The sequence below is a fragment of the Bacillus sp. GW823-FHT06A11 genome, from assembly GCF_058795355.1.
The window spans coordinates 356,530-376,404 of the sequence record NZ_JBXAHS010000002.1; the positions used below are offsets into that span (position 1 = coordinate 356,530).

General features: G+C 36.8%; 18 protein-coding genes, 2 pseudogenes and 1 other annotated feature. Of the genes and pseudogenes, 17 read left to right on the plus strand and 3 right to left on the minus strand.

What is annotated here, in order from left to right:
• Positions 1-65: 65 nt before the first annotated feature.
• The 12 genes from AC1Q8L_RS10315 to pheA all read left to right on the plus strand — a co-directional run bounded on the left by AC1Q8L_RS10315 (position 66) and on the right by pheA (position 12,075).
• The gene (locus AC1Q8L_RS10315; protein ID WP_025117774.1) at positions 66-1,454 is read left to right on the plus strand and encodes an Rne/Rng family ribonuclease; all 1,389 of its coding nucleotides are present in this window, start codon (positions 66-68) and stop codon (positions 1,452-1,454) included.
• Between the two features lie 77 nt (positions 1,455-1,531).
• Positions 1,532-1,609 (plus strand) — a sequence feature (ribosomal protein L21 leader region).
• A gap of 14 nt (positions 1,610-1,623) precedes the next feature.
• The gene (gene rplU / locus AC1Q8L_RS10320; RefSeq protein WP_000270907.1) at positions 1,624-1,932 is read left to right on the plus strand and encodes a 50S ribosomal protein L21; all 309 of its coding nucleotides are present in this window, start codon (positions 1,624-1,626) and stop codon (positions 1,930-1,932) included.
• 11 nt (positions 1,933-1,943) lie between these two features.
• A complete protein-coding gene (locus tag AC1Q8L_RS10325; protein WP_002094147.1) occupies positions 1,944-2,288 on the plus strand; it encodes a ribosomal-processing cysteine protease Prp in 345 nt (114 codons plus the stop codon).
• Positions 2,289-2,291: 3 nt separating this feature from the next.
• Positions 2,292-2,582: a 50S ribosomal protein L27 gene (gene rpmA, locus AC1Q8L_RS10330; RefSeq protein WP_000944957.1), complete on the plus strand. Its 291-nt coding sequence runs from the start codon at positions 2,292-2,294 to the stop codon at positions 2,580-2,582.
• A 63-nt stretch (positions 2,583-2,645) separates the two neighbouring features.
• Positions 2,646-3,194, plus strand: a complete 549-nt coding sequence (locus AC1Q8L_RS10335; protein ID WP_001003586.1) for a sporulation initiation phosphotransferase B — start codon at positions 2,646-2,648, stop codon at positions 3,192-3,194.
• On the plus strand, positions 3,194-4,480 hold the full coding sequence (gene obgE / locus AC1Q8L_RS10340; protein ID WP_000497130.1) for a GTPase ObgE: 1,287 nt from the start codon (positions 3,194-3,196) through the stop codon (positions 4,478-4,480). The genes AC1Q8L_RS10335 and obgE overlap by 1 nt, the downstream gene beginning before the upstream one ends.
• 140 nt (positions 4,481-4,620) lie before the next feature.
• Positions 4,621-5,328, plus strand: coding sequence for a response regulator transcription factor (locus AC1Q8L_RS10345; RefSeq protein ID WP_002082113.1), 708 nt, complete (start codon positions 4,621-4,623; stop codon positions 5,326-5,328).
• Positions 5,318-6,400: a HAMP domain-containing histidine kinase gene (locus tag AC1Q8L_RS10350; RefSeq protein ID WP_000865403.1), complete on the plus strand. Its 1,083-nt coding sequence runs from the start codon at positions 5,318-5,320 to the stop codon at positions 6,398-6,400. The genes AC1Q8L_RS10345 and AC1Q8L_RS10350 overlap by 11 nt, the downstream gene beginning before the upstream one ends.
• A gap of 93 nt (positions 6,401-6,493) precedes the next feature.
• Positions 6,494-7,270, plus strand: coding sequence for an ABC transporter ATP-binding protein (locus AC1Q8L_RS10355; RefSeq protein WP_000114525.1), 777 nt, complete (start codon positions 6,494-6,496; stop codon positions 7,268-7,270).
• Positions 7,245-9,167 carry an ABC transporter permease gene (locus AC1Q8L_RS10360; RefSeq protein ID WP_025117776.1) on the plus strand — a complete coding sequence of 641 codons (1,923 nt, stop codon included), beginning with the start codon at positions 7,245-7,247 and terminating at the stop codon, positions 9,165-9,167. The genes AC1Q8L_RS10355 and AC1Q8L_RS10360 overlap by 26 nt, the downstream gene beginning before the upstream one ends.
• Positions 9,168-9,216: 49 nt before the next feature.
• Positions 9,217-11,127, plus strand: a complete 1,911-nt coding sequence (locus AC1Q8L_RS10365; RefSeq protein ID WP_001026332.1) for an ABC transporter permease — start codon at positions 9,217-9,219, stop codon at positions 11,125-11,127.
• A gap of 96 nt (positions 11,128-11,223) precedes the next feature.
• Entirely contained in the window at positions 11,224-12,075 is an 852-nt protein-coding gene (gene pheA, locus AC1Q8L_RS10370) for a prephenate dehydratase (protein WP_000621693.1), read from the plus strand.
• Positions 12,076-12,235: 160 nt separating this feature from the next.
• On the opposite strand, the gene AC1Q8L_RS10375 is transcribed toward pheA, so the two are convergent.
• From AC1Q8L_RS10375 to AC1Q8L_RS10385, 3 genes are all read right to left on the minus strand, one after another.
• Entirely contained in the window at positions 12,236-12,883 is a 648-nt protein-coding gene (locus AC1Q8L_RS10375) for an MOSC domain-containing protein (RefSeq protein ID WP_000510672.1), read from the minus strand.
• Between the two features lie 79 nt (positions 12,884-12,962).
• The gene (locus AC1Q8L_RS10380; protein ID WP_000812275.1) at positions 12,963-13,505 is read right to left on the minus strand and encodes a transcription repressor NadR; all 543 of its coding nucleotides are present in this window, start codon (positions 13,503-13,505) and stop codon (positions 12,963-12,965) included.
• Positions 13,505-14,647: an IscS subfamily cysteine desulfurase gene (locus AC1Q8L_RS10385; RefSeq protein ID WP_000973782.1), complete on the minus strand. Its 1,143-nt coding sequence runs from the start codon at positions 14,645-14,647 to the stop codon at positions 13,505-13,507. Before AC1Q8L_RS10385 ends, AC1Q8L_RS10380 begins: the two co-directional genes overlap by 1 nt.
• 152 nt (positions 14,648-14,799) lie before the next feature.
• On the opposite strand from AC1Q8L_RS10385, the gene nadB reads away from it, so the two are divergent.
• The 5 genes and pseudogenes from nadB to AC1Q8L_RS10410 all read left to right on the plus strand — a co-directional run.
• Positions 14,800-16,329 carry an L-aspartate oxidase gene (nadB, locus tag AC1Q8L_RS10390; protein WP_001138545.1) on the plus strand — a complete coding sequence of 510 codons (1,530 nt, stop codon included), beginning with the start codon at positions 14,800-14,802 and terminating at the stop codon, positions 16,327-16,329.
• Positions 16,330-16,348: 19 nt separating this feature from the next.
• A complete protein-coding gene (nadC, locus tag AC1Q8L_RS10395; RefSeq protein ID WP_492339436.1) occupies positions 16,349-17,182 on the plus strand; it encodes a carboxylating nicotinate-nucleotide diphosphorylase in 834 nt (277 codons plus the stop codon).
• A 30-nt stretch (positions 17,183-17,212) separates the two neighbouring features.
• On the plus strand, positions 17,213-18,319 hold the full coding sequence (nadA, locus tag AC1Q8L_RS10400; protein ID WP_000025333.1) for a quinolinate synthase NadA: 1,107 nt from the start codon (positions 17,213-17,215) through the stop codon (positions 18,317-18,319).
• A gap of 225 nt (positions 18,320-18,544) precedes the next feature.
• Positions 18,545-18,695, plus strand: a pseudogene (gene safA / locus AC1Q8L_RS10405) (SafA/ExsA family spore coat assembly protein); the annotation flags it as partial.
• Positions 18,696-19,662: 967 nt separating this feature from the next.
• Positions 19,663-19,875, plus strand: a pseudogene (locus tag AC1Q8L_RS10410) (peptigoglycan-binding protein LysM); the annotation flags it as partial.

The window sequence follows — 19,875 nt, forward strand, 5'->3', positions numbered from 1 at the left end:
TTGACGATAGCACTAACCTTTTATTATTGTAAAAGCAAAGAAGATTATAAAGTGAGGAAATAATTTTGAAAACGTTATATGTGAATTACGCTGGTTCGGAAAAGCGCGTTGCAATTGAAGAGAAGAAAAAGATTGTTGAGTTTTTATGGAAACGTAATGAAGAGCAAGAGATTGTTGGGCATATTTATGTTGGACGTATCGTAAGAACAATTGCTGGAATGAACGCAGCTTTTGTAAATATAGGTTTAGAAAAACATGCGTATCTTTCATACGATGATGTACCAGCTTCTTATCGTATACATGAAGGGCAAGCGATACTCGTACAAGTTGTGAAAGAGGCAATTGATACGAAAGGGCCTAAATTGACAGCGAATATAGAATTTACCGGGAAATATGTCGTTTATATGCCGTTTGATGAGATGCGAGCTGTTTCTCGGAAAATAAAAAATAATAAAAGAAGACAACAGTTACTTGAAATTGAAGTAGAAGGAACGGGAGGTTACATTTTCCGCTCTGCTTCTGAAAAAGGGGGAATTGAAGAAATACAAGCTGAAATGCAAGGGTTACAACAGTTGTATGAAGAGTTAAAAAGAAAAGAGGATCAAGGAAAGGCGCCGTTATTACTTCATCGACCGGCGACCTTTTTAGATCGTGTATTTCAAGAGAACCCAATTGAAACAATTGAAAAAGTAGTTGTAGATACAAGAAGTATAGTAAAAGAATTAGAAGACAAAGTTGGAAAAGAAAAAGTATCTTTTTATAATGAAAAGTCTTCGATGTTTAACCATTTTGGAATAGAGCGTGAAATTGAGAAAGCACTCCAAAAAATTGTGTGGCTTCCAAATGGTGCTTATTTAATTGTAGAGCAAATGGAGACGATGACTGTAATTGATGTGAATACGGGCAAGTTTACTGGAAAACAAAATTTACAAGATACAGTACTTCGCACAAATGAGATGGCAGCTGAAGAAATTGCACGCCAATTAAGACTTCGTGATATTGGTGGTATGATATTAATTGATTTTATTAATATGAAAAAAAGAGAAGATAAAGAAAAGGTAAGAGAATGTCTCATAGCTGCTATGAAAGATGATCGTACTTATACAAGAGTACTTGGATTTACTGAGTTAGGAATTTTGGAGATGACACGAAAACGTAAAAAACATTCTTTACGTGACGTATTACTAGAAGAGTGTGTATCTTGCAAAGCGACGGGTTATGTAATGTCGTATGAAACAATTGCGTATGAGCTAGAGAGAGAATTAATCACATATGGTAACATAGAGGATGAGGCAGTATTAATTGCTGCGCCTAAAGAACTGCAAAAACAATTTTTGCAAAAAGAATTACAAAAAAATATTCCATTTGAAATTTATTTCAAAGATGATATTATCGAAAAGTACACTATTATCCGTTTTGGAAGTAAAAAAGAAATTGTAGAACGGAAAAAATAGTTAGTAGAAGATTCATTGACAATACTCAATGAATTATGGTAACATCTTTATGTTATAGTTTATAGCACCTAAACGGCTATATGCTACAACCGCACAAGACAGGTTCCCTAAAGGCATTTATGTCTACCTCGTTTTTGGCGAGTCTTAGTAATTAAGAGGAGGTGCAAGTATGTACGCAATTATCGAAACAGGTGGAAAACAAATTAAAGTTGAAGCTGGTCAAGCAATCTACATTGAAAAATTAGATGTTGAAGCTGGTGAAACTGTTACTTTTGACAAAGTTCTTTTCGTTGGTGGCGAAAACGTTAAAGTTGGTAGCCCAGTTGTAGAAGGTGCAACAGTTACTGCGAAAGTTGAAAAACAAGGTCGCGCTAAGAAAATCATCGTTTTCAAATACAAAGCGAAAAAGAACAATCGTAAGAAACAAGGTCATCGTCAACCTTACACTAAGCTAGTTGTTGAAGCTATCAACGCTTAATTCTGGTTAACATGATTAAAATTACGATAAGTCGCACGAAATTAGGAAGTATCCAATCATTTAAAATGACTGGACATGCCGATTATGCGCCACATGGACAAGACCTTGTCTGTGCTGGAACTACAGCGGTTGTGTTTGGTTCTATAAATGCAGTGGAAGAACTTTGTAATGTGCAGGCAACTATTGAACTCGGAAGTGATGGCGGATTCTTAACGTATGAATTGCCTAATGATTTAGACGTTCATGCAGCAGAAAAAGCACAGATACTTTTAGAAGGATTGGTTGTTTCGCTTAAGACGATCGAACTTGATTACGGAAAGTATATCCGTTTAATAGAAAAAGTGCAGGAGGTGTAACGTATGTTAAGATTAGATCTTCAGTTTTTCGCATCTAAGAAAGGTGTAGGTAGTACAAAGAACGGTCGTGACTCTCAGTCAAAACGTCTTGGTGCTAAACGCGCAGATGGTCAAACGGTTTCAGGTGGTTCAATTCTTTACCGTCAACGCGGTACAAAAATTTATCCAGGTGTTAACGTTGGTCGTGGTGGCGATGACACTTTATACGCGAAAGTTGACGGCGTAGTACGCTTTGAGCGTCTTGGCCGTGACCGCAAACAAGTGAGCGTATATCCTGTTGCTCAAGAAGCATAAGAACTCACGGAAAACTCTAACCTGAGTGCAGGTTAGAGTTTTTCTATATTAAGGGGTATCTAAATGAATGAAAAATGGACAATTATAGATGCATTGCGCCATTCAAGACATGATTGGCTCAATCGTATGCAGATGGTGAAAGGAAACCTTTCACTTGGAAAAGTGGAAGAAATTCATAGTCTCATCGATCGTTTTGTCCAAGAAGCGAGACAAGAATCCAATCTGATGGGGCTATCAATGCCTTTATTTTCAGAGTGGATTTTAACATATAATTGGAAACAGCAGCCGTGCTTATTGGAGTACGAAGTATTAGGGAAATTACATAACTTATCTCACTTAGATGAGACTGTATGTACATGGACGAATCAATTTTTCTCAATGCTTCAGCATAGTTTAGACGTATATGTTGAAAATTATGTTTGTATCACAATTGAATGTGACGCGGAGAATGCTCGTTTCTTTTTTGATTTTCGTGGTAAGCTAACGAGTGTAGAAGAACTACAAAATTGGTTTGCGACCCAAAACAATAAATGGTATTCCATTTCTTATACAGTGCGAGACGAAGAAGTCTCAGTTATATTACAACCAATTGAAAAAAGTGTGGTGAAATAATGTTTGTAGATCAGGTCAAGATATATGTAAAAGGCGGCGACGGTGGTAACGGTATGGTTGCGTATCGTCGTGAGAAGTATGTTCCTAAAGGTGGCCCAGCAGGTGGCGACGGCGGTAAAGGTGCAGATGTTGTTTTCGTAGTTGAGGAAGGCTTACGTACATTAATGGACTTCCGCTACCAACGTCATTTCAAAGCTGATCGCGGTCAGCACGGAATGAGTAAAGGTCAGCACGGGCGTAAATCTGAAGATTTACTTGTAAAGGTTCCGCCAGGAACAGTAGTAAAAGATGAAAAAACTGGTCAAATTCTTGCCGATTTAGTAACGCATGGACAAACTGCTGTAATTGCAAAAGGTGGCCGTGGTGGCCGTGGTAACTCACGTTTTGCAACAGCTACGAACCCAGCGCCAGAAATCGCTGAGAACGGGGAACCAGGTCAAGAGCGTGATGTCATTCTAGAACTTAAAGTACTAGCAGACGTTGGACTTGTTGGATTCCCAAGTGTAGGTAAATCTACATTATTATCTGTTGTATCATCAGCGCGTCCGAAAATTGCAGAGTATCACTTCACAACAATCGTTCCGAATCTTGGTGTTGTTGAAACTGGTGATAACCGCAGCTTCGTTATGGCTGACCTTCCAGGACTAATTGAAGGCGCACATGCTGGCGTCGGACTTGGACACCAATTCTTACGTCATATTGAGCGTACACGTGTAATCGTGCATGTTATTGATATGTCTGGTTTAGAAGGCCGTGAGCCATATGAAGATTACGTAACGATTAATAATGAATTGAAAGAATACAATCTTCGCTTAACTGAGCGTCCACAAGTTGTTGTTGCAAACAAAATGGATATGCCAGATGCAGAAGAAAACTTACAAGCATTTAAAGAGAAAGTGGGAGACGAAGTAAAAATCTTCCCAATCTCAGCTGTAACAAGACAAGGTGTTCGTGACTTACTGTTTGAAGTAGCAAACTTAATAGAAACAACACCAGAATTCCCAATACATGAAGTTGCGGATGAGTCTGATACAAGTGTAATGTACAAATTTGATACTGAAGGTGTTAAATTTGAAATTACACGTGAAAGTGATGGCACGTTTGTTATCTCTGGTTACGATATCGAGAAAACATTCAAGATGACAGACTTCTCACGTGATGAATCTATACGTCGTTTCGCTCGTCAAATGCGCGGAATGGGTATTGATGAAGCGCTTCGTGCACGTGGTGCAAAAGACGGAGATATTGTGAAAATTCTTGAATATGAATTTGAATTTATCGATTAAGACTGCCGAAATACGGCAGTCTTTTTTTATATCGTAAAAATCGGATTTATATAGGAAAAAATCCCCACTAATTAAATTTTCAATTTATAATGGAAAAAGGAGTAAATGTAGAAGAATTCTTTTATGGGGAGAAAAAGAACATGTATAAAATATTAATTGTAGAAGACGATGAGAAAATTGCGGGAATATTAGAGGAGCATTTAGAAAGGTATGGCTATCAATCATTTAGAGCAAGTGATTTACGTCATATAAAAGATGAGTTTGTAAAAATAAATCCTCATCTTGTGTTACTTGATATTAATTTACCGTACTTTGACGGTTTTTATTGGTGTCGTCAAATTCGTACTGTATCGAATGCGCCGATTATTTTTGTTTCTGCAAGAACAGGGGAAATGGATCAAGTAATGGCGATTGAAAATGGCGGCGATGATTATATTACGAAGCCATTCCATTTAGATATCGTAATGGCAAAGGTGAAGAGTGCGCTTCGCCGTGGCTATGGAGAGTATGCCTCTGCTGCTGAGAGTGATTGTTTAGGTGTAAATGGACTGTTGTTATTCCCGTCCCAGCATATCGTTGAGTGGCAGGGACAACAAACTGAACTGACAAAAAATGAGTTTTACTTATTAGAGTGTTTAATGAAACAGGTGAATCAATATGTAACGCGTGAAGAACTGTTAGAAGCTCTATGGGATGAAGTAGCATTTGTGGATGATAATACATTAACCGTAAATGTAAAACGTGTAAGGAAGAAACTAGAAGAGCTAGGCATTAAAAATGCAATTGTAACGAAACGTGGATATGGTTATGCGCTTCTTACAGAGTGGGGCGAAGGGCATGAAGGTTAAAAATTACCTCATGGACCGCTTTTCTTTAATACTTTCTTATATTGTTAGCCTTTGTTTATTTGGGCTTGTTTTGCAGTTGCAAAGTCTTTTAGAAAAGAAATCCATTGATTGGAGTACGTGGTTATATGGACTTTTATTAGGAACAGTTGTGTTTACTGTATACCTCATTTACGATTACCGAAAACGGAGTGTGTTTTTAAAGAGTATCAAAAAGTATGTTACTGGCGGAAATACATTACATGACTCTTTACTTATTGATGAATCTTATACATTAGAGCAAGAAATGGTCGTTGAATCTTTTACGTTATTAAGACAGCAATATATGAATGAAGTTCATAAACAGCATGCGAAAGAGCAACAGCAAATGATATTTATGAACCAATGGATTCACCAAATGAAAACACCAGTATCTGTTATTGAATTATTGTTGCAGAAGTTTGGCAAGGAGCATCGTGAGGCAAGAGCAACAGTTGAAAGTATTCGTGAAGAAAATAACCGTATACTAAATGGTTTAGATTTAGCGTTACATATGGCAAGGCTAGAGCAGTTTGCGAAGGATTATAAAGTAGAAGTAGTAAATGTTATAGATGTCGTGCGAGGTATTATTAATGAAAATCGAAAATCCTTCATTCAATCGTCTGTATTTCCGAAAGTGATGTTTGAAGAAGATACTTGTATGGTTGCATCTGATAGAAAATGGCTGAGTATTGCTATAGGTCAAATTGTTGTAAACGCAATCAAGTATACAAAAATTTCAGCGGCAGAGAAAAAAGAAATTCAATTTCAAATTGAAGAGAAAAATCAAAAGGTGTTATTACATATTAAGGACAATGGAATTGGTATTCCAGAGCAAGACGTAAAGCGCATATTTGATCCATTCTTTACGGGAATAAATGGACGTAAAACGAGAGAAGCGACTGGGATGGGCTTATATATTACGAAGGAAATTTGCGATAATTTACATCATGGAATATATGTTCAATCGGCTGAAGGAGAAGGAACAACATTCACGTTCCAATTTGCAAAAGATGAAGAGTATCATACATTAATGAGAAAAATGACAAAACTGTAAGATAACAAAACGTTTTGTAAGGGAAATCACTCGTTTCTTTTTCTTATTTTTCTTATAGTAAATGTAAGAAGAAAACACATAGGGGGATTAGAAATGAGTGTTCTTGAAGTAAAAGGATTAACGAAGGTGTACCAATCAAAAGGTTCAGTAGCGACGACTGCTTTAAACGATATAAATTTTAAAATAGAAGAAGGCGAATTTGTAGGGATTATGGGTCCTTCAGGAAGCGGAAAAACGACGCTTTTAAATTTATTAGCAACAATTGATAAGCAAACTTCAGGTCATGTGCTTGTAAATGGTGAAGAAATTAATCAAATGCGTGCTGCAAAATTAGCGGAGTTTCGCCGTACACATTTAGGGTTCATTTTCCAAGATTTTAACTTACTTGATACGTTATCCATTAAAGAAAACATAATTTTACCGCTTGTAATGGCGAAAAAACCTGTAAATGAAATCGATGCGAAAGTACTGGAAATTGCGAAGTTTTTAAATATCGAAGAAATTTTAAATAAAAAAGTATACGAAGTATCAGGCGGACAACAACAACGTGCAGCAGCAGCGAGAGCAATCATTCATGAACCGACGTTAATTTTAGCAGATGAGCCAACTGGAAACTTAGATTCGAAGTCAGCGAAATCGCTAATGGGCGCTCTACAAGATTTACACGAGCAAAAGAAAGTAACGATTGCAATGGTTACGCACGATCCAGTAGCGGCTAGTTATTGTGAACGTATCCTTTTCATACGCGATGGAGAAATTTTCTCGGAAATACATAAAGGAAGAACGAAACAAGCCTTTTTCCAAGAAATTCTGGACGTACTTGCGATGCTAGGAGGAGAGTATCATGAACTTTCGCCAGCTCGCGCTTAATAACGTAAAAGGAAATTGGCGTAACTATAAAGCGTTTCTTATAAGTAGTTGTTTATCGATTGTCGTATTTTTCATGTATGCTTCTTTTATTTATCATCCAGATGTCGTAAGCGGTAATATTAGTATGAGGAAGATGATCACAAAAGGATTAGAATCGATGAATTATATTGTGGTCATCTTCTCGGCACTCTTTATTTTATATGCAAATTCAACGTTTTTACGAGCAAGAAAAAAAGAGTTTGGTCTACTAACATTAATTGGCGGAACGAAATCGCAGCTCGGCCGAATGATTATATTAGAGCAACTGATGTTAGGTAGTATTGCAATTGTAGTTGGTATTGGGGCTGGAATGCTTTGTTCAAAATTATTTTTCCAAGCGTTAAGCGTATTATTGAAAATAGATAAGACACTTCCACTCGTTTGGAATAGTAAAGCAATTCTTATTACAGCTGGTGTATACTTTATTCTATTTTTAATCCTATCATTGTTTAGTGTTTGGACAGTCGGGCGCTTGCAAATTATTGATTTATTAAGAGAAGCAAGAAAGCAAAAAGTAGAGCCGTTTGCATTTACATGGTTATGTGTAGTTGGTATAGGATGTATTATTGCTGCGTATGTACTTAGCTTCCAAGTAACGTTTCTGAATTTCCTCATCCTCTTTTTACCGGTTGTAGGACTGACAATTGGCGGAACGTATTTACTATTTACACAAGGTAGTACAGTCGTATTAAAAGCATTGCAAAAACGAAAACAATCTTTTTATACGTACCCAAATATGTTCGTCCTTAGTAACCTTATTTATAAAATGAAAGATAATGCTCGTTTTCTATTTGTAATTTCTATTATTACGGCGGTTGTATCCTCGGCAGTTGGCACGCTTTACGTATATTTTGAGGATATGAGTTATAAAACGGTAGTCAAAACTCCACATGCTATTTCATATGAGGAAAAGGGGTTAAATACGCATAACCTTATTAATGAAGAAAAGGTACAGCAGCTTGTGAAGAGACACGGGTTTGAAGATGCGCGAAAAGTAACCTACGTTAAACTACCGGCAACACAGAAAATAACGTTGTTTAATAGTGAACATGAAGTACCGATGACGATTATTTCAGAAAAAGAATATAATGCAGAAGTGCGTGAACAAAAGAGAGAGCAAGTTACAGAAGTTCATAATGCACCAGGCAGTGCAACGATGGTTATGGTCGATATGGCAAATGAACTGATGAAGATAGACCGTACGAAACCGTATGAATTTACAATTAACGGACAAAAGCAGTCTGTTCAGTTAAATAGCCCAACTTCATTTTCTGTTTTTAATGATAGTGAATATCTGGTTGTAAATGATCAAGATTTTGAGAAGTATGCAAAACTCGTACCAGATGAAGAAAAGACGAAATATTACGGTTATTATATTGAGGATTGGAAAAGTACAGAAGATCTTGTATTAGATTTGAAAAATGAAATTGCACCAGAAAAGCAAGGAGAATTGAGAAATTCAGTGTTTGCGTATAAGGATATAAGAGAAGGTGGAGCGATTACAATGTTCATCGGTTTCTTCGTGGCGGTACTATTCTTCTTCTTCGCTTGTAGTATGACATACTTTAAATGGTTTAACGATAAAGAACAAGATCGTATTCAATTTAAATCGTTAAAGAGAATCGGTATGACAGATAAAGAAATTCGCAAAATTGCGATTCGACAAATGGGAGTTATCTTCTTTATCCCAATTTTAATCGGTTCCATTCATAGTGGATTTGCTCTTCATACGTTAGGGAAAATGCTTTATATTGATTTGTGGAAATCAGGTGCGCTTGTAATTGGAGCATACATTTTAGCTTCTGCCATTTACTTTATGATCGCGCAAAGAGGATATTTAAAACACGTAAAAAGCTAGGGGAACCTCTAGCTTTTTGCCTATGTAGTAAGTTACAGGAGGACGATAGATGAACATTCGGCAACTAGCGCTGCAAAATATAAAAGGAAATTGGCGTAATTATAAAGTGTTTTTCTTAAGTAGTTGTTTTGCGATATTTGCATCTTTTGCATATATGTCTGTCATTGTACATCCGTATATGCAAGAGACGATGTGGTATCAAAACGTACGCTGGGGACTTATCATATGTAATGTTATAATTATTTCTTTTTTCGTCATATTTATTTTGTACTCTACTTCTATTTTCATAGAAGCACGTAAGAAAGAATTAGGGTTATATATGTTAATGGGAGCAACGAAGTCTAACGTAATAGGAGTAATTATGACCGAGCAAATATTAATTGGAATTTTTGCTAATATTTTCGGTATAGGGCTGGGCTTGATCTTTTTAAAGCTCTTCTTCATGGTGTTTAGTATGTTACTGGGGCTTCCGAAAGAACTCCCTGTTATATTTGACGTAAGTGCGATTGGTGTAACATTTATTACATATATGGTCGTTTTTATTCTGTTATCTTTTATAAGTGCTTTACGTATATGGAATATAAAAATCATTCGGTTATTGAAAGAATTTCGAACAGATAAAAAAGAGAAGAAAACATCAAAGTGGCTTTGTATATTCGGCTTTATTTGTTTAGGGATAGGATATGCGTTAGCGCTACAAGTGACGGTGGCTACGATAGCAATATACTTTTTCCCTGTGTCTATACTTGTCTTTTTGGGAACGTATTTTTCTTTCGCGCATGGTGCTACCCAAGTGTTAGAAATGATAAAGCGAAATAAAAAGATTATGTATACATATCCATATTTATTTATAGTGAATCAATTGTCACATCGAATGAAGGAAAATGGTCGCTTTTTCTTTCTGATGTCTATGGCAACGACGTTTGTAGTTACGGCAACAGGTACGGTGTTCTTGTATTTTTCTAGCATGCAAGATATGTGGCGAACGGGAGGGATACACTCGTTTTCGTACATAGAAAAAGGTATTTCTACTTATGAAGTCTTTGAAGAAGGTGCGGTTGAAAAATTACTGAATCAATATGGGTATGATGATTTTCAATATATGAGTTTTGTTGGAGTGTATGCATCCTTTCAGTCTAATAAAGGAGAAACAACAATAGCACCGCTTATAAAAGAAAGTGATTATAACCAAGAAGCGAGGAAACAAAAACAGAAAACATATCATCCTAAAAAAGATACAGTGACACTCGTTTATTATAATAAATACAATAATTCGAATGTATATAATCAAAAAGAGATTCAATTGCAAGTAATGAATCAACCATATCAATTCGTATTTAACGGTCAGAAAGAAGGGGTTCAATTTAACTATCACCCTTCGTACATTAATGGTCTGTTCTTCGTTATGAATGATGAAGACTTTGACAATATAGCAAATAAGGTTCCTGATTCTGAAAAGATGATATATAGAGGCTACACATTATCAAATATCGAAAAGACGAAGAAATTGAACGAAGATTTACGGAAACATATGAAACAAGATAATAATGCATTTCGAAGTAATATGGAGTTATATGTAAGTATGAAAGAAGGCGGCGATATTACTCTATTTGTGGGCTCGTTTATTAGTATATTATTCTTTCTTACTTCATGTAGTATCGTGTATTTTAAATGGTTCCATAATATTGCATCGGACCGAAAGCAGTATGGTGCACTCTCTAAACTTGGAATGACGAAGGAAGAAGTATGGAAAATTTCTCGTTGGCAATTATGTATGCTATTTTTTGCGCCAATTATAGTAGGGAGTATGCATAGTGCAGTTGCGTTATATACGTTTCATAATACTTTTTTTATGGATGGATCATTAAAAAAAGTAGGTTTGTTCATTCTGTTTTATATCGTAGCATGTATCATTTATTTCTTTTTCGCTCAAAGAGAATATAAGAAACATTTAGACTAGCAAATGCTAGTCTTTTTTTAATATTCGAAATTTACATAGAAGAATATAAAAAAGTATGGTATAACAGTAAGAAAACGAAAAAGAGGGGAAAAGACGATGATTCGAGTAGGATATTTAGGACCAGAAGCAACATTTACAAATATGGCGGTGAGTCGTTTTTTTCCGGAAGCAGATCATGTACCGTATCGAACGATTCCAGATTGTATAGATGCAGCTGCAAATGAAAATGTAGACTTCGCAGTCGTACCGTTAGAAAATGCAATAGAAGGTTCAGTGAATATAACGGTTGATTATCTTGTACATGAGCAGCCGCTTTCTATTGTAGGAGAAATTACAGTACCAATTCAGCAGCATTTACTTGTACATCCGCAGTATGCAGAAGTGTGGGATGAAGTATATGCGGTGCATTCTCATCCGCATGCCATTGCACAGTGCCATAAGTTTTTAAATGAAGAATTAAAAGGAGTAACTGTTCGAGATATGACATCCACAAGTGCCGCTGCGCAATATGTGAAAGAACATCCTGAAGAAAAAATTGCCGCTATTGCAAATGAAGCAGCTGCAGAAAAATACGGATTAACAATTGTAAGACGTAGTATTCATACGCATAAAAATAATCACACACGTTTCCTAGTACTTCATAAGAAAAAGAAAGCAATACTCCCGAATAACGGAGAAAACCGCGGAGAGAAAACGACGCTTATGATAACGTTACCTGCAGATTATGCAGGTGCCCTATATCAAGTGTTATCAGCTTTCGCATGGAGAAAATTAAACTTATCAAAAATCGAATCGCGTCCGATGAAAACAGGTCTTGGAAATTACTTTTTCTTAATCGATGTCGATAAAGCATACGATGACGTATTGTTACCAGGTGTAACGATGGAACTTGAAGCGCTCGGTTTTTCTGTTACTGTACTGGGGAGCTATTCTTCTTATTGGTTGTAAGATGTAGATGGAATATTTGTATTTGTCTAATCGTCCATATCATTTCATTGCCTAGTATATTTTTTGATAGATTAATAAAATCCCACCTGCAAAAGGTGGGATTCTTTATCCCGCTATTTGCCGGGCAGCCCGATTGGTGAGGGCTGATTAAAGTTTCACTTTATTTTAACTTCCCAAGACGATCTTCTAACTGACCACGCCAAATATCAGCTAGTTCTGGAACGGCAAGAATTTTTTCAATACCATCTTTATCTTTTCTATTATGAAAATAAATTTCGTTAGAGAACAAAACAGAAACATTGCTCGGCTGACGTTCTAGTAATGTAATTTTAGAATCTTTACGTACAGTACCTTCTTGAAGAACGCGGCATAGGTAGCCAGTAAATCCAGTTGCTACAATGCGCGGCAAAATGCCAGGGATGCCAAGACGTTTTGAAATTGTGCTACAAGGTACGCGAGCTTGCGTTACTTGAATGATTGCTTCGCCTAGTTGATATGTATCTCCGATGCATACGTCATGCTCTAACATATTTGTTACGGTAATGTTTTCACCAAATGTGGAAGCGGGAAGCGTAGTTTGAAATTCCTCTTCCCATAGTACGTAATGCTCGTGTGGGTACACACAAACAGCGCGATCAGGTCCCCCGTGATGTTTTAAATCCGCTACGTCATCACCACGAAATCCGTCTTTTGAGAGAAAGGCCTCTTCTGTAGGATCTTTACATATACCTGTTATCATTTCTTTATCTTCGCCATATTTCATTTGTTTCGGTTTGCCAATGCTAAAGTGAACGAGTTCAATTCCCATATTTGATCTCCTTTACGATTGATTACAATATTATAGCATTAAAAAAGCACAGAGAATGATAAAAACTCTGTGCTTTACATTAATAAACGAGAAATCCTGCTTTATCCAGTGCCTCACAAGCAGCATCTAATTTTTCTTTAGAATCTGCCTCGATTGTATGTAAGTGAATACCATCTGTTAGTTGTGAAAGATAGGAAGCATTTGTGTTTTCGATTTTTTGTAAATATTGCTCTACATCAAAGCGATTGCTTACCATAATGGATGCTGTTAAGTCACCGTATACAGGATGCTCAACTTTTACGTCTTTAATCGTAACGCCATGGTCAACAAGCATTGTAAGTTCCTGACGTACTTCTGCTGGTTTATGTTGGCATACAATTACGCGTTCGAAAGTTTGTTGCTTCTCTTGTGGCTTTAAATATAAATAACCTTGAGCAGTCGCAATAATTGGTTCGTTTCGTGCTTTAAGCAAGGAAATATCTTGCACGATAACTTGTCTACTTACGTTCGTCTTTTTCGATAGTTCATTCCCAGATAACGGTTCATTTGCAGCAAGAAGCCACTGGAGGATAAGCTGTCGTCTTTCTTCACCTAAAATCTTTTTTTGTTCATTTTGTTTCATTATGATTTAACACCTCTATAAAATTGATTTCCAATTGTGTGTAGTGCATGAATAGTAGTATCAATTTGATCTTTCGTTGTTTGTTGTCCGAAAGAGAAGCGGACATATTGTTTGGCCTCTTCATACGTTTTTCCAATTGCAAGCATAGTTTTCGAAGGTTCTTGTTTACCGACTTGGCAAGCACTTCCGGTGGAAATGGCAATACCATGACGATTACATTCTAGCATAGTATATTGACCTTCTATTCCTTTTATTGTAACCCCAACAATATGTGGTAAACAAGAAGTAGAATGACCTTCTACTTCAATTTCTAGCGGAAGTGTTTGTATTTGCTCTAAAAAGTAGGATCGTAACTCTTTAAAACGTAAACTTTCTTCCCATTGAGTTTTTAATATATTTTCAGCAGCTGTTAAAAAAGATGCGATGCCGGGAACATTTACTGTACCTGGGCGAAATCCTTTTTCGTGAGAAGTTCCTGGAAATACTTGTTCCCAGCGAGATTGCGGATTTATGTAGCAAGCGCCGACACCTTTTGGTCCGTATATTTTATGTGCTGAAACAGAAAGACTATCAATCCCCATCTCAAAAACATGGATAGGCAGTTTACCAAACGTTTGCACACAATCCGTATGAAATAAAACATTATATGTTTTTAAAAGTGCCCCAATTTCTGTAATGTTTTGAACGGTTCCGATTTCAGAGTTTCCATGCTGTATACTTGCTAGCACAGTATCTTCTGTAATAGCTGCCTCTAAATCTACTAAACAAATGAGTCCGCTTTTATCAACAGGAATTTCAGTGATCGTATAGCCTTTTGATTTTAGAGATTGAAAATAACTTCGAATGGATGCATGTTCCATAGGTGTCGTAATAATATGCTTCTTATTTCGGACATTTAGAAGTGATTGAATCGCAAGATAGTTCGATTCCGATCCACCGCTTGTGAAAAATACGCCTTGTTCTTTGCCTCCAATCATTTCCGCAAATGTTTTTCGGCAAACTTGTAATAAAGAAGAAGCCGTTCCTCCAATATCATGTAAACTTTGTTCATTTCCGAAGTATTGCGAAGCTGCTTTCATATATGTTTGTAACGCTTCCTCGCTCATAGGTGTAGTAGCTGCATAGTCAAGATATATCATCATGTAAGTTCCTCTCTCTAGTAAGAGTTACATTTCTTTTACTTTTTAAATGGTAGTGAAAATAAGAATTATAAAAAAACTCTTGTCATTATTTTAAAACTATGTAAATATAGGTGTCAAGACAGTTGAAAAGTGTAAAGTAGGAGGCAACAATTATGCCAAGTGCAGATGTCTTAATTATTGGAAGTGGCGTTGCGGCACTTCGTGTTGCAAAAGAGATTTGTCACGAAAAGAATGTGATTATTATCACAAAGGAGACAAAACGTAGTAATAATACACATTTAGCTCAAGGTGGAATTGCCGCAGCGGTAGCTACATATGACAATCCTAATGATCATTTTGAAGATACGTTAGTAGCAGGGTGTCATTATAACAATGAAGAAGTGGTCCGTTATTTAGTCGAGGAAGGACCGAAAGAAATTAATAACCTTATTGAAAGAGGAATGAAATTTGATGGAGATGAAACAGGTCCTCATCTTGGAAAAGAAGGAGCGCATCGAAAACGTCGTATTTTACATGCAGGTGGCGATGCAACAGGAAAGAATTTATTAGAGCATCTTATTCAAGAAGTAGCTCCATACGTTACGGTAGTGGAACAGGAAATGGTGCTCGATTTTATTATAGAAAAAGATAAATGTGTTGGGGCTTTAACTCGCAACAATAAAGGAGAACTGAAACGTTACAATGCAGATTATACGGTGTTAGCTTCAGGCGGTATTGGCGGTTTATACGCCTTTACTTCTAATGATGAGACAATTACAGGTGATGGACTTGCAATGGTGTACCGTGCAGGCGGAGAGCTTGTAGATTTAGAGTTTATACAATTTCATCCGACGATGTTATACGTGGGTGGGCGTTGTTCCGGCCTCGTGTCCGAAGCTGTTCGTGGAGAAGGAGCTGTCCTTATAAATGGCAAAGGGCAGCGTTTTATGATGGATATACATTCCGAACAGGATTTAGCGCCTCGTGATGTAGTCGCAAGGGCTATTCATGAACAGCTACTTGCGGGTGAAAAAGTGTACTTAAACATCGAAATGATTCAAAACTTTGAACAACGCTTTCCGACCGTGTCATCGATATGTAAAACGAATGGAGTCGATATAAATAAAAACCTTATTCCAGTCGTGCCCGGTACTCATTTTCACATGGGTGGCGTGAAAACGAACTGTGATGGAGAGACGTCTATTCCGAACCTATACGCAGTCGGAGAAGTAGCTTGTAATGGGGTTCATGGTGCAAATAGATTAGCGAGTAATTCATTATTAGAAGGTCTTGTGTTTGGAGGAAGAATCGGAAGGCACATTTTATCTAGAGAGACAAAAGAAAAGGTGAACATGCTAGCCGACAAAGAAGCAAAGTTTATCGTTCTGAATCATTTACCGACGAAAGAAGAAATACAAAAGTGTATGATGAAATATGTTGGGATTGTGCGAACAGAGCAAAGCTTATTTTATGCGAAGAGATGGCTTAGTAAGTACGGTGTTCGAAATATGATATTACAACATGATGTTCTTACGAATGAAGAGATAACGCTTATTAATATGTTAACAGTTTGTGAGCTTATAGTTGTTTCAGCCCTGCAAAGAGAAGAAAGTATTGGCGGGCATTACCGAAGTGATTATCCAGATAGAAATATAGGAAAGAAAGAGATTGTTCGAGTAAAGAGAAAACTACAACTTGTGTGATGAGGGGAAGAGGGGCTTTATGAACACGATAAAAGTTAAAGAAGCATTAAATCGATTTTTTTTAGAAGATATAGGAGAAAGAGATGTAACATCTCAGCTTATTTTTCCAGATAACTTACTTTCGAAAGGAACGTTTCTTGCGAAGGATACAGGGGTCTTTGCAGGACGTTTAGTAATTGAATCAGGATTTAAATTAATTGATGAGAGAATTGAAGTAGAGCTTCATAAAAAAGATGGGGATCTTGTAGAAAAAGGCGAAATCATTGCAACTGTGCAAGGGCCAATTGCATCGTTATTAACAGCAGAGCGCGTTATATTAAACGTTATTCAGCGTATGAGCGGAATAGCGACGATGACGCGTAAAGCGGTTCTTGCTTTAGATAGTAGCCATACTCGTATTTGTGATACGCGAAAAACGATGCCAGGACTACGTATGTTTGATAAGTATGCAGTCTTGTGTGGTGGTGGATTTAATCATCGCTTCGGTTTATATGATGGTGTCATGATTAAAGACAATCATATTGCGTTTGCTGGTTCTATTACAAAAGCTGTTACATCAGTGAAAGAAAAGTTAGGACATATGGTGAAAGTAGAAGTAGAAACAGAAACTGAGGAACAGGTGAGAGAGGCTGTTGCTGCTGGTGCGGATATTATTATGTTCGATAATCGTACGCCAGATGAAATCCGGGAGTTTTCAAAAATTGTACCAAGCGCTATTTTTACAGAAGCTTCAGGGGGTATCACAATTGAAGATTTATCGAAATACGGAAAAACAGGGGTAGATTATATTTCACTTGGAGCGTTAACACATTCAGTGAAAGCACTTGATATTAGTTTCAATATTGAAGGGTAAGGAAAGTGGCTTAGAGGGGGAGAAACGTATATGAGTATTTTAGAACAAGTACAGCCAATTGAAACGATGTTACCAGAGCGTTATTACACGATGTCAACGGAAGATATGGAAAAGCGTGTTCGTGAAATTAAAGAGAAAATGGGGGAAATGTTATTCATTCCAGGGCATCATTATCAAAAAGATGAAGTGGTACAATTTTCAGATGCAGCAGGGGATTCACTTCAGCTTGCGCAAGTTGCAGCGAGCAATAAAGAAGCAAAATATATTGTGTTTTGCGGGGTGCACTTTATGGCGGAAACAGCAGATATGTTAACGACAGATGATCAAGTTGTCATCTTACCAGATATGCGTGCAGGTTGTTCGATGGCGGATATGGCAGATATTGAACAAACAGAAAGAGCATGGAAAGAGCTAAAGAAATTATTTGGAGATACGATGATTCCGTTAACATATGTGAACTCTACAGCTGCAATTAAAGCGTTTTGTGGTCGTAACGGAGGAGCAACAGTAACTTCTTCTAATGCAAAGCAAATGGTATCTTGGGCGTTTACTCAAAAAGAGCGTCTCGTCTTTTTACCAGACCAACATTTAGGAAGAAATACAGCGTACGATTTAGGTATCCCGTTAGATAAAATGGCAGTATGGGACCCACACACAGATTCATTAGAGTACGATGGGGATATAGAAGAAATTCAAGTGATTTTATGGAAAGGGCATTGTTCTGTTCATCAAAATTTTACAGTGAAGAACATTGAGAGCGTACGAAAAAATCATCCTGATATGAATATTATTGTACATCCAGAATGTTGCTATGAAGTGGTAGCTGCTTCAGATTATGCAGGCTCAACGAAGTATATTATTGATATGATTGAATCGGCGCCATCTGGTAGCAAATGGGCGATTGGTACAGAAATGAATTTAGTGAACCGAATTATTCAGCAACATCCAGATAAAGAAATTGTTTCACTTAATCCATTTATGTGTCCATGCTTAACGATGAACCGAATTGATTTGCCTCACTTATTATGGGTACTTGAAACGATAGAAAGAGGAGAAGAAATTAACGTTATTAGCGTAGATAAACAAGTAACGGCAGAAGCGGTTCTTGCATTAAATCGTATGTTAGAGCGTGTGTAAAGCAACGGTATTCCCGTTGCTTTTTTTCATACATATAATCATAACAAGAACAAAATGGGCATACATTGTTTTGAAGAAATCATTGTGGTTCTTTATGCTTATTCCACTTCGAATGATATTGAAAATCGAAGAAGTGATAAAAGTGAAAAGAAGTTAATGTTATTTAGAAAGAGTTACTTCATGAGATTTGTTACTTATAGATAAGTTATACAGGAGGGGGAAAATTTGAAAATTCATATCGTGCAAAAAGGGGATACCCTTTGGAAAATTGCGAAAAAGTACGGAGTGGATTTTGACACGTTGAAAAAAACAAATGCACAACTTAGTAATCCAGATTTAATCATGCCAGGTATGAAAATTAAAGTGCCATCAAAGAGTATTCACATGAAACAACAGGCTGGAGCAGGTTCAGCGCCTCCAAAGCAATACGTAAAAGAAGTGCAGCAAAAAGAATTTGCAGCAACACCAACTCCGCTTGGAATAGAAGATGAAGAAGAAGTTACGTATCAATCAGCACCAATTACACAGCAGCCAGCTATGCAACAAACACAAAAAGAAGTGCAAGTAAAACCGCAGAAGGAAATGCAGGTAAAGCCGCAAAAAGAAGTACAGGTGAAACCGCAAAAAGAGGTGCAAAAAGAACAGCCAATTCAAAAAGAGAAACCAGTTGAAAAACCGTCTGTTATTCAAAAACCACCTGTGATAGAAAAACAAAAACCGGCGGAAAAAGAAAACACGAAGTTTTCGGTAAATGTATTGCCACAGCCGCCACAACCACCAATAAAACCGAAAAAAGAATATAAAATTTCAGATGTAATAAAAAAAGGAAGCGAGTTAATTGCTCCTCAAATTAGTAAAATGAAACCTAACAATATCATTTCTCCGCAAACGAAAAAAAATAATATAGTATCGCCGCAAGTGAAGAAAGAGAATGTAGGTAATATAATAACGCCGCAAGTGAAGAAAGAAAATGTAGGGAATATAGTGTCACCGCAAGTCAAGAAAGAAAATGTAGGAAATATAATGTCACCACAAGTGAAGAAAGAAAATGTAGGGAATATAGTGTCACCACAAGTGAAGAAAGAAAATGTAGGGAATATAGTGTCACCACAAGTGAAGAAAGAGAATATAGGGAATATAATATCGCCACAAGTGAAGAAAGAAAACGTAGGGAATATAGTGTCACCACAAGTAAAGAAAGAAAACGTAGGGAATATAGTATCACCAAATGTATCGAAAGAAAATGTAGTTATTCCACAAGTCATACCGCCAAATATTCAAATGCCAAATATTCAAATGCCAATTATGGATAAAACAACCAGCCACCGAATATAATGCCAATTATGGATAACAACCAGCCACCGAATATAATGCCAATTATGGATAACAACCAGCCACCGAATATAATGCCAATTATGGATAACAATCAAATGCCGAATATAATGCCGATAATGGATAACAATCAAATGCCGAATATGATGCCGATAATGGATAACAATCAAATGCCGAATATGATGCCGATAATGGATAACAATCAAATGCCGAATATGATGCCG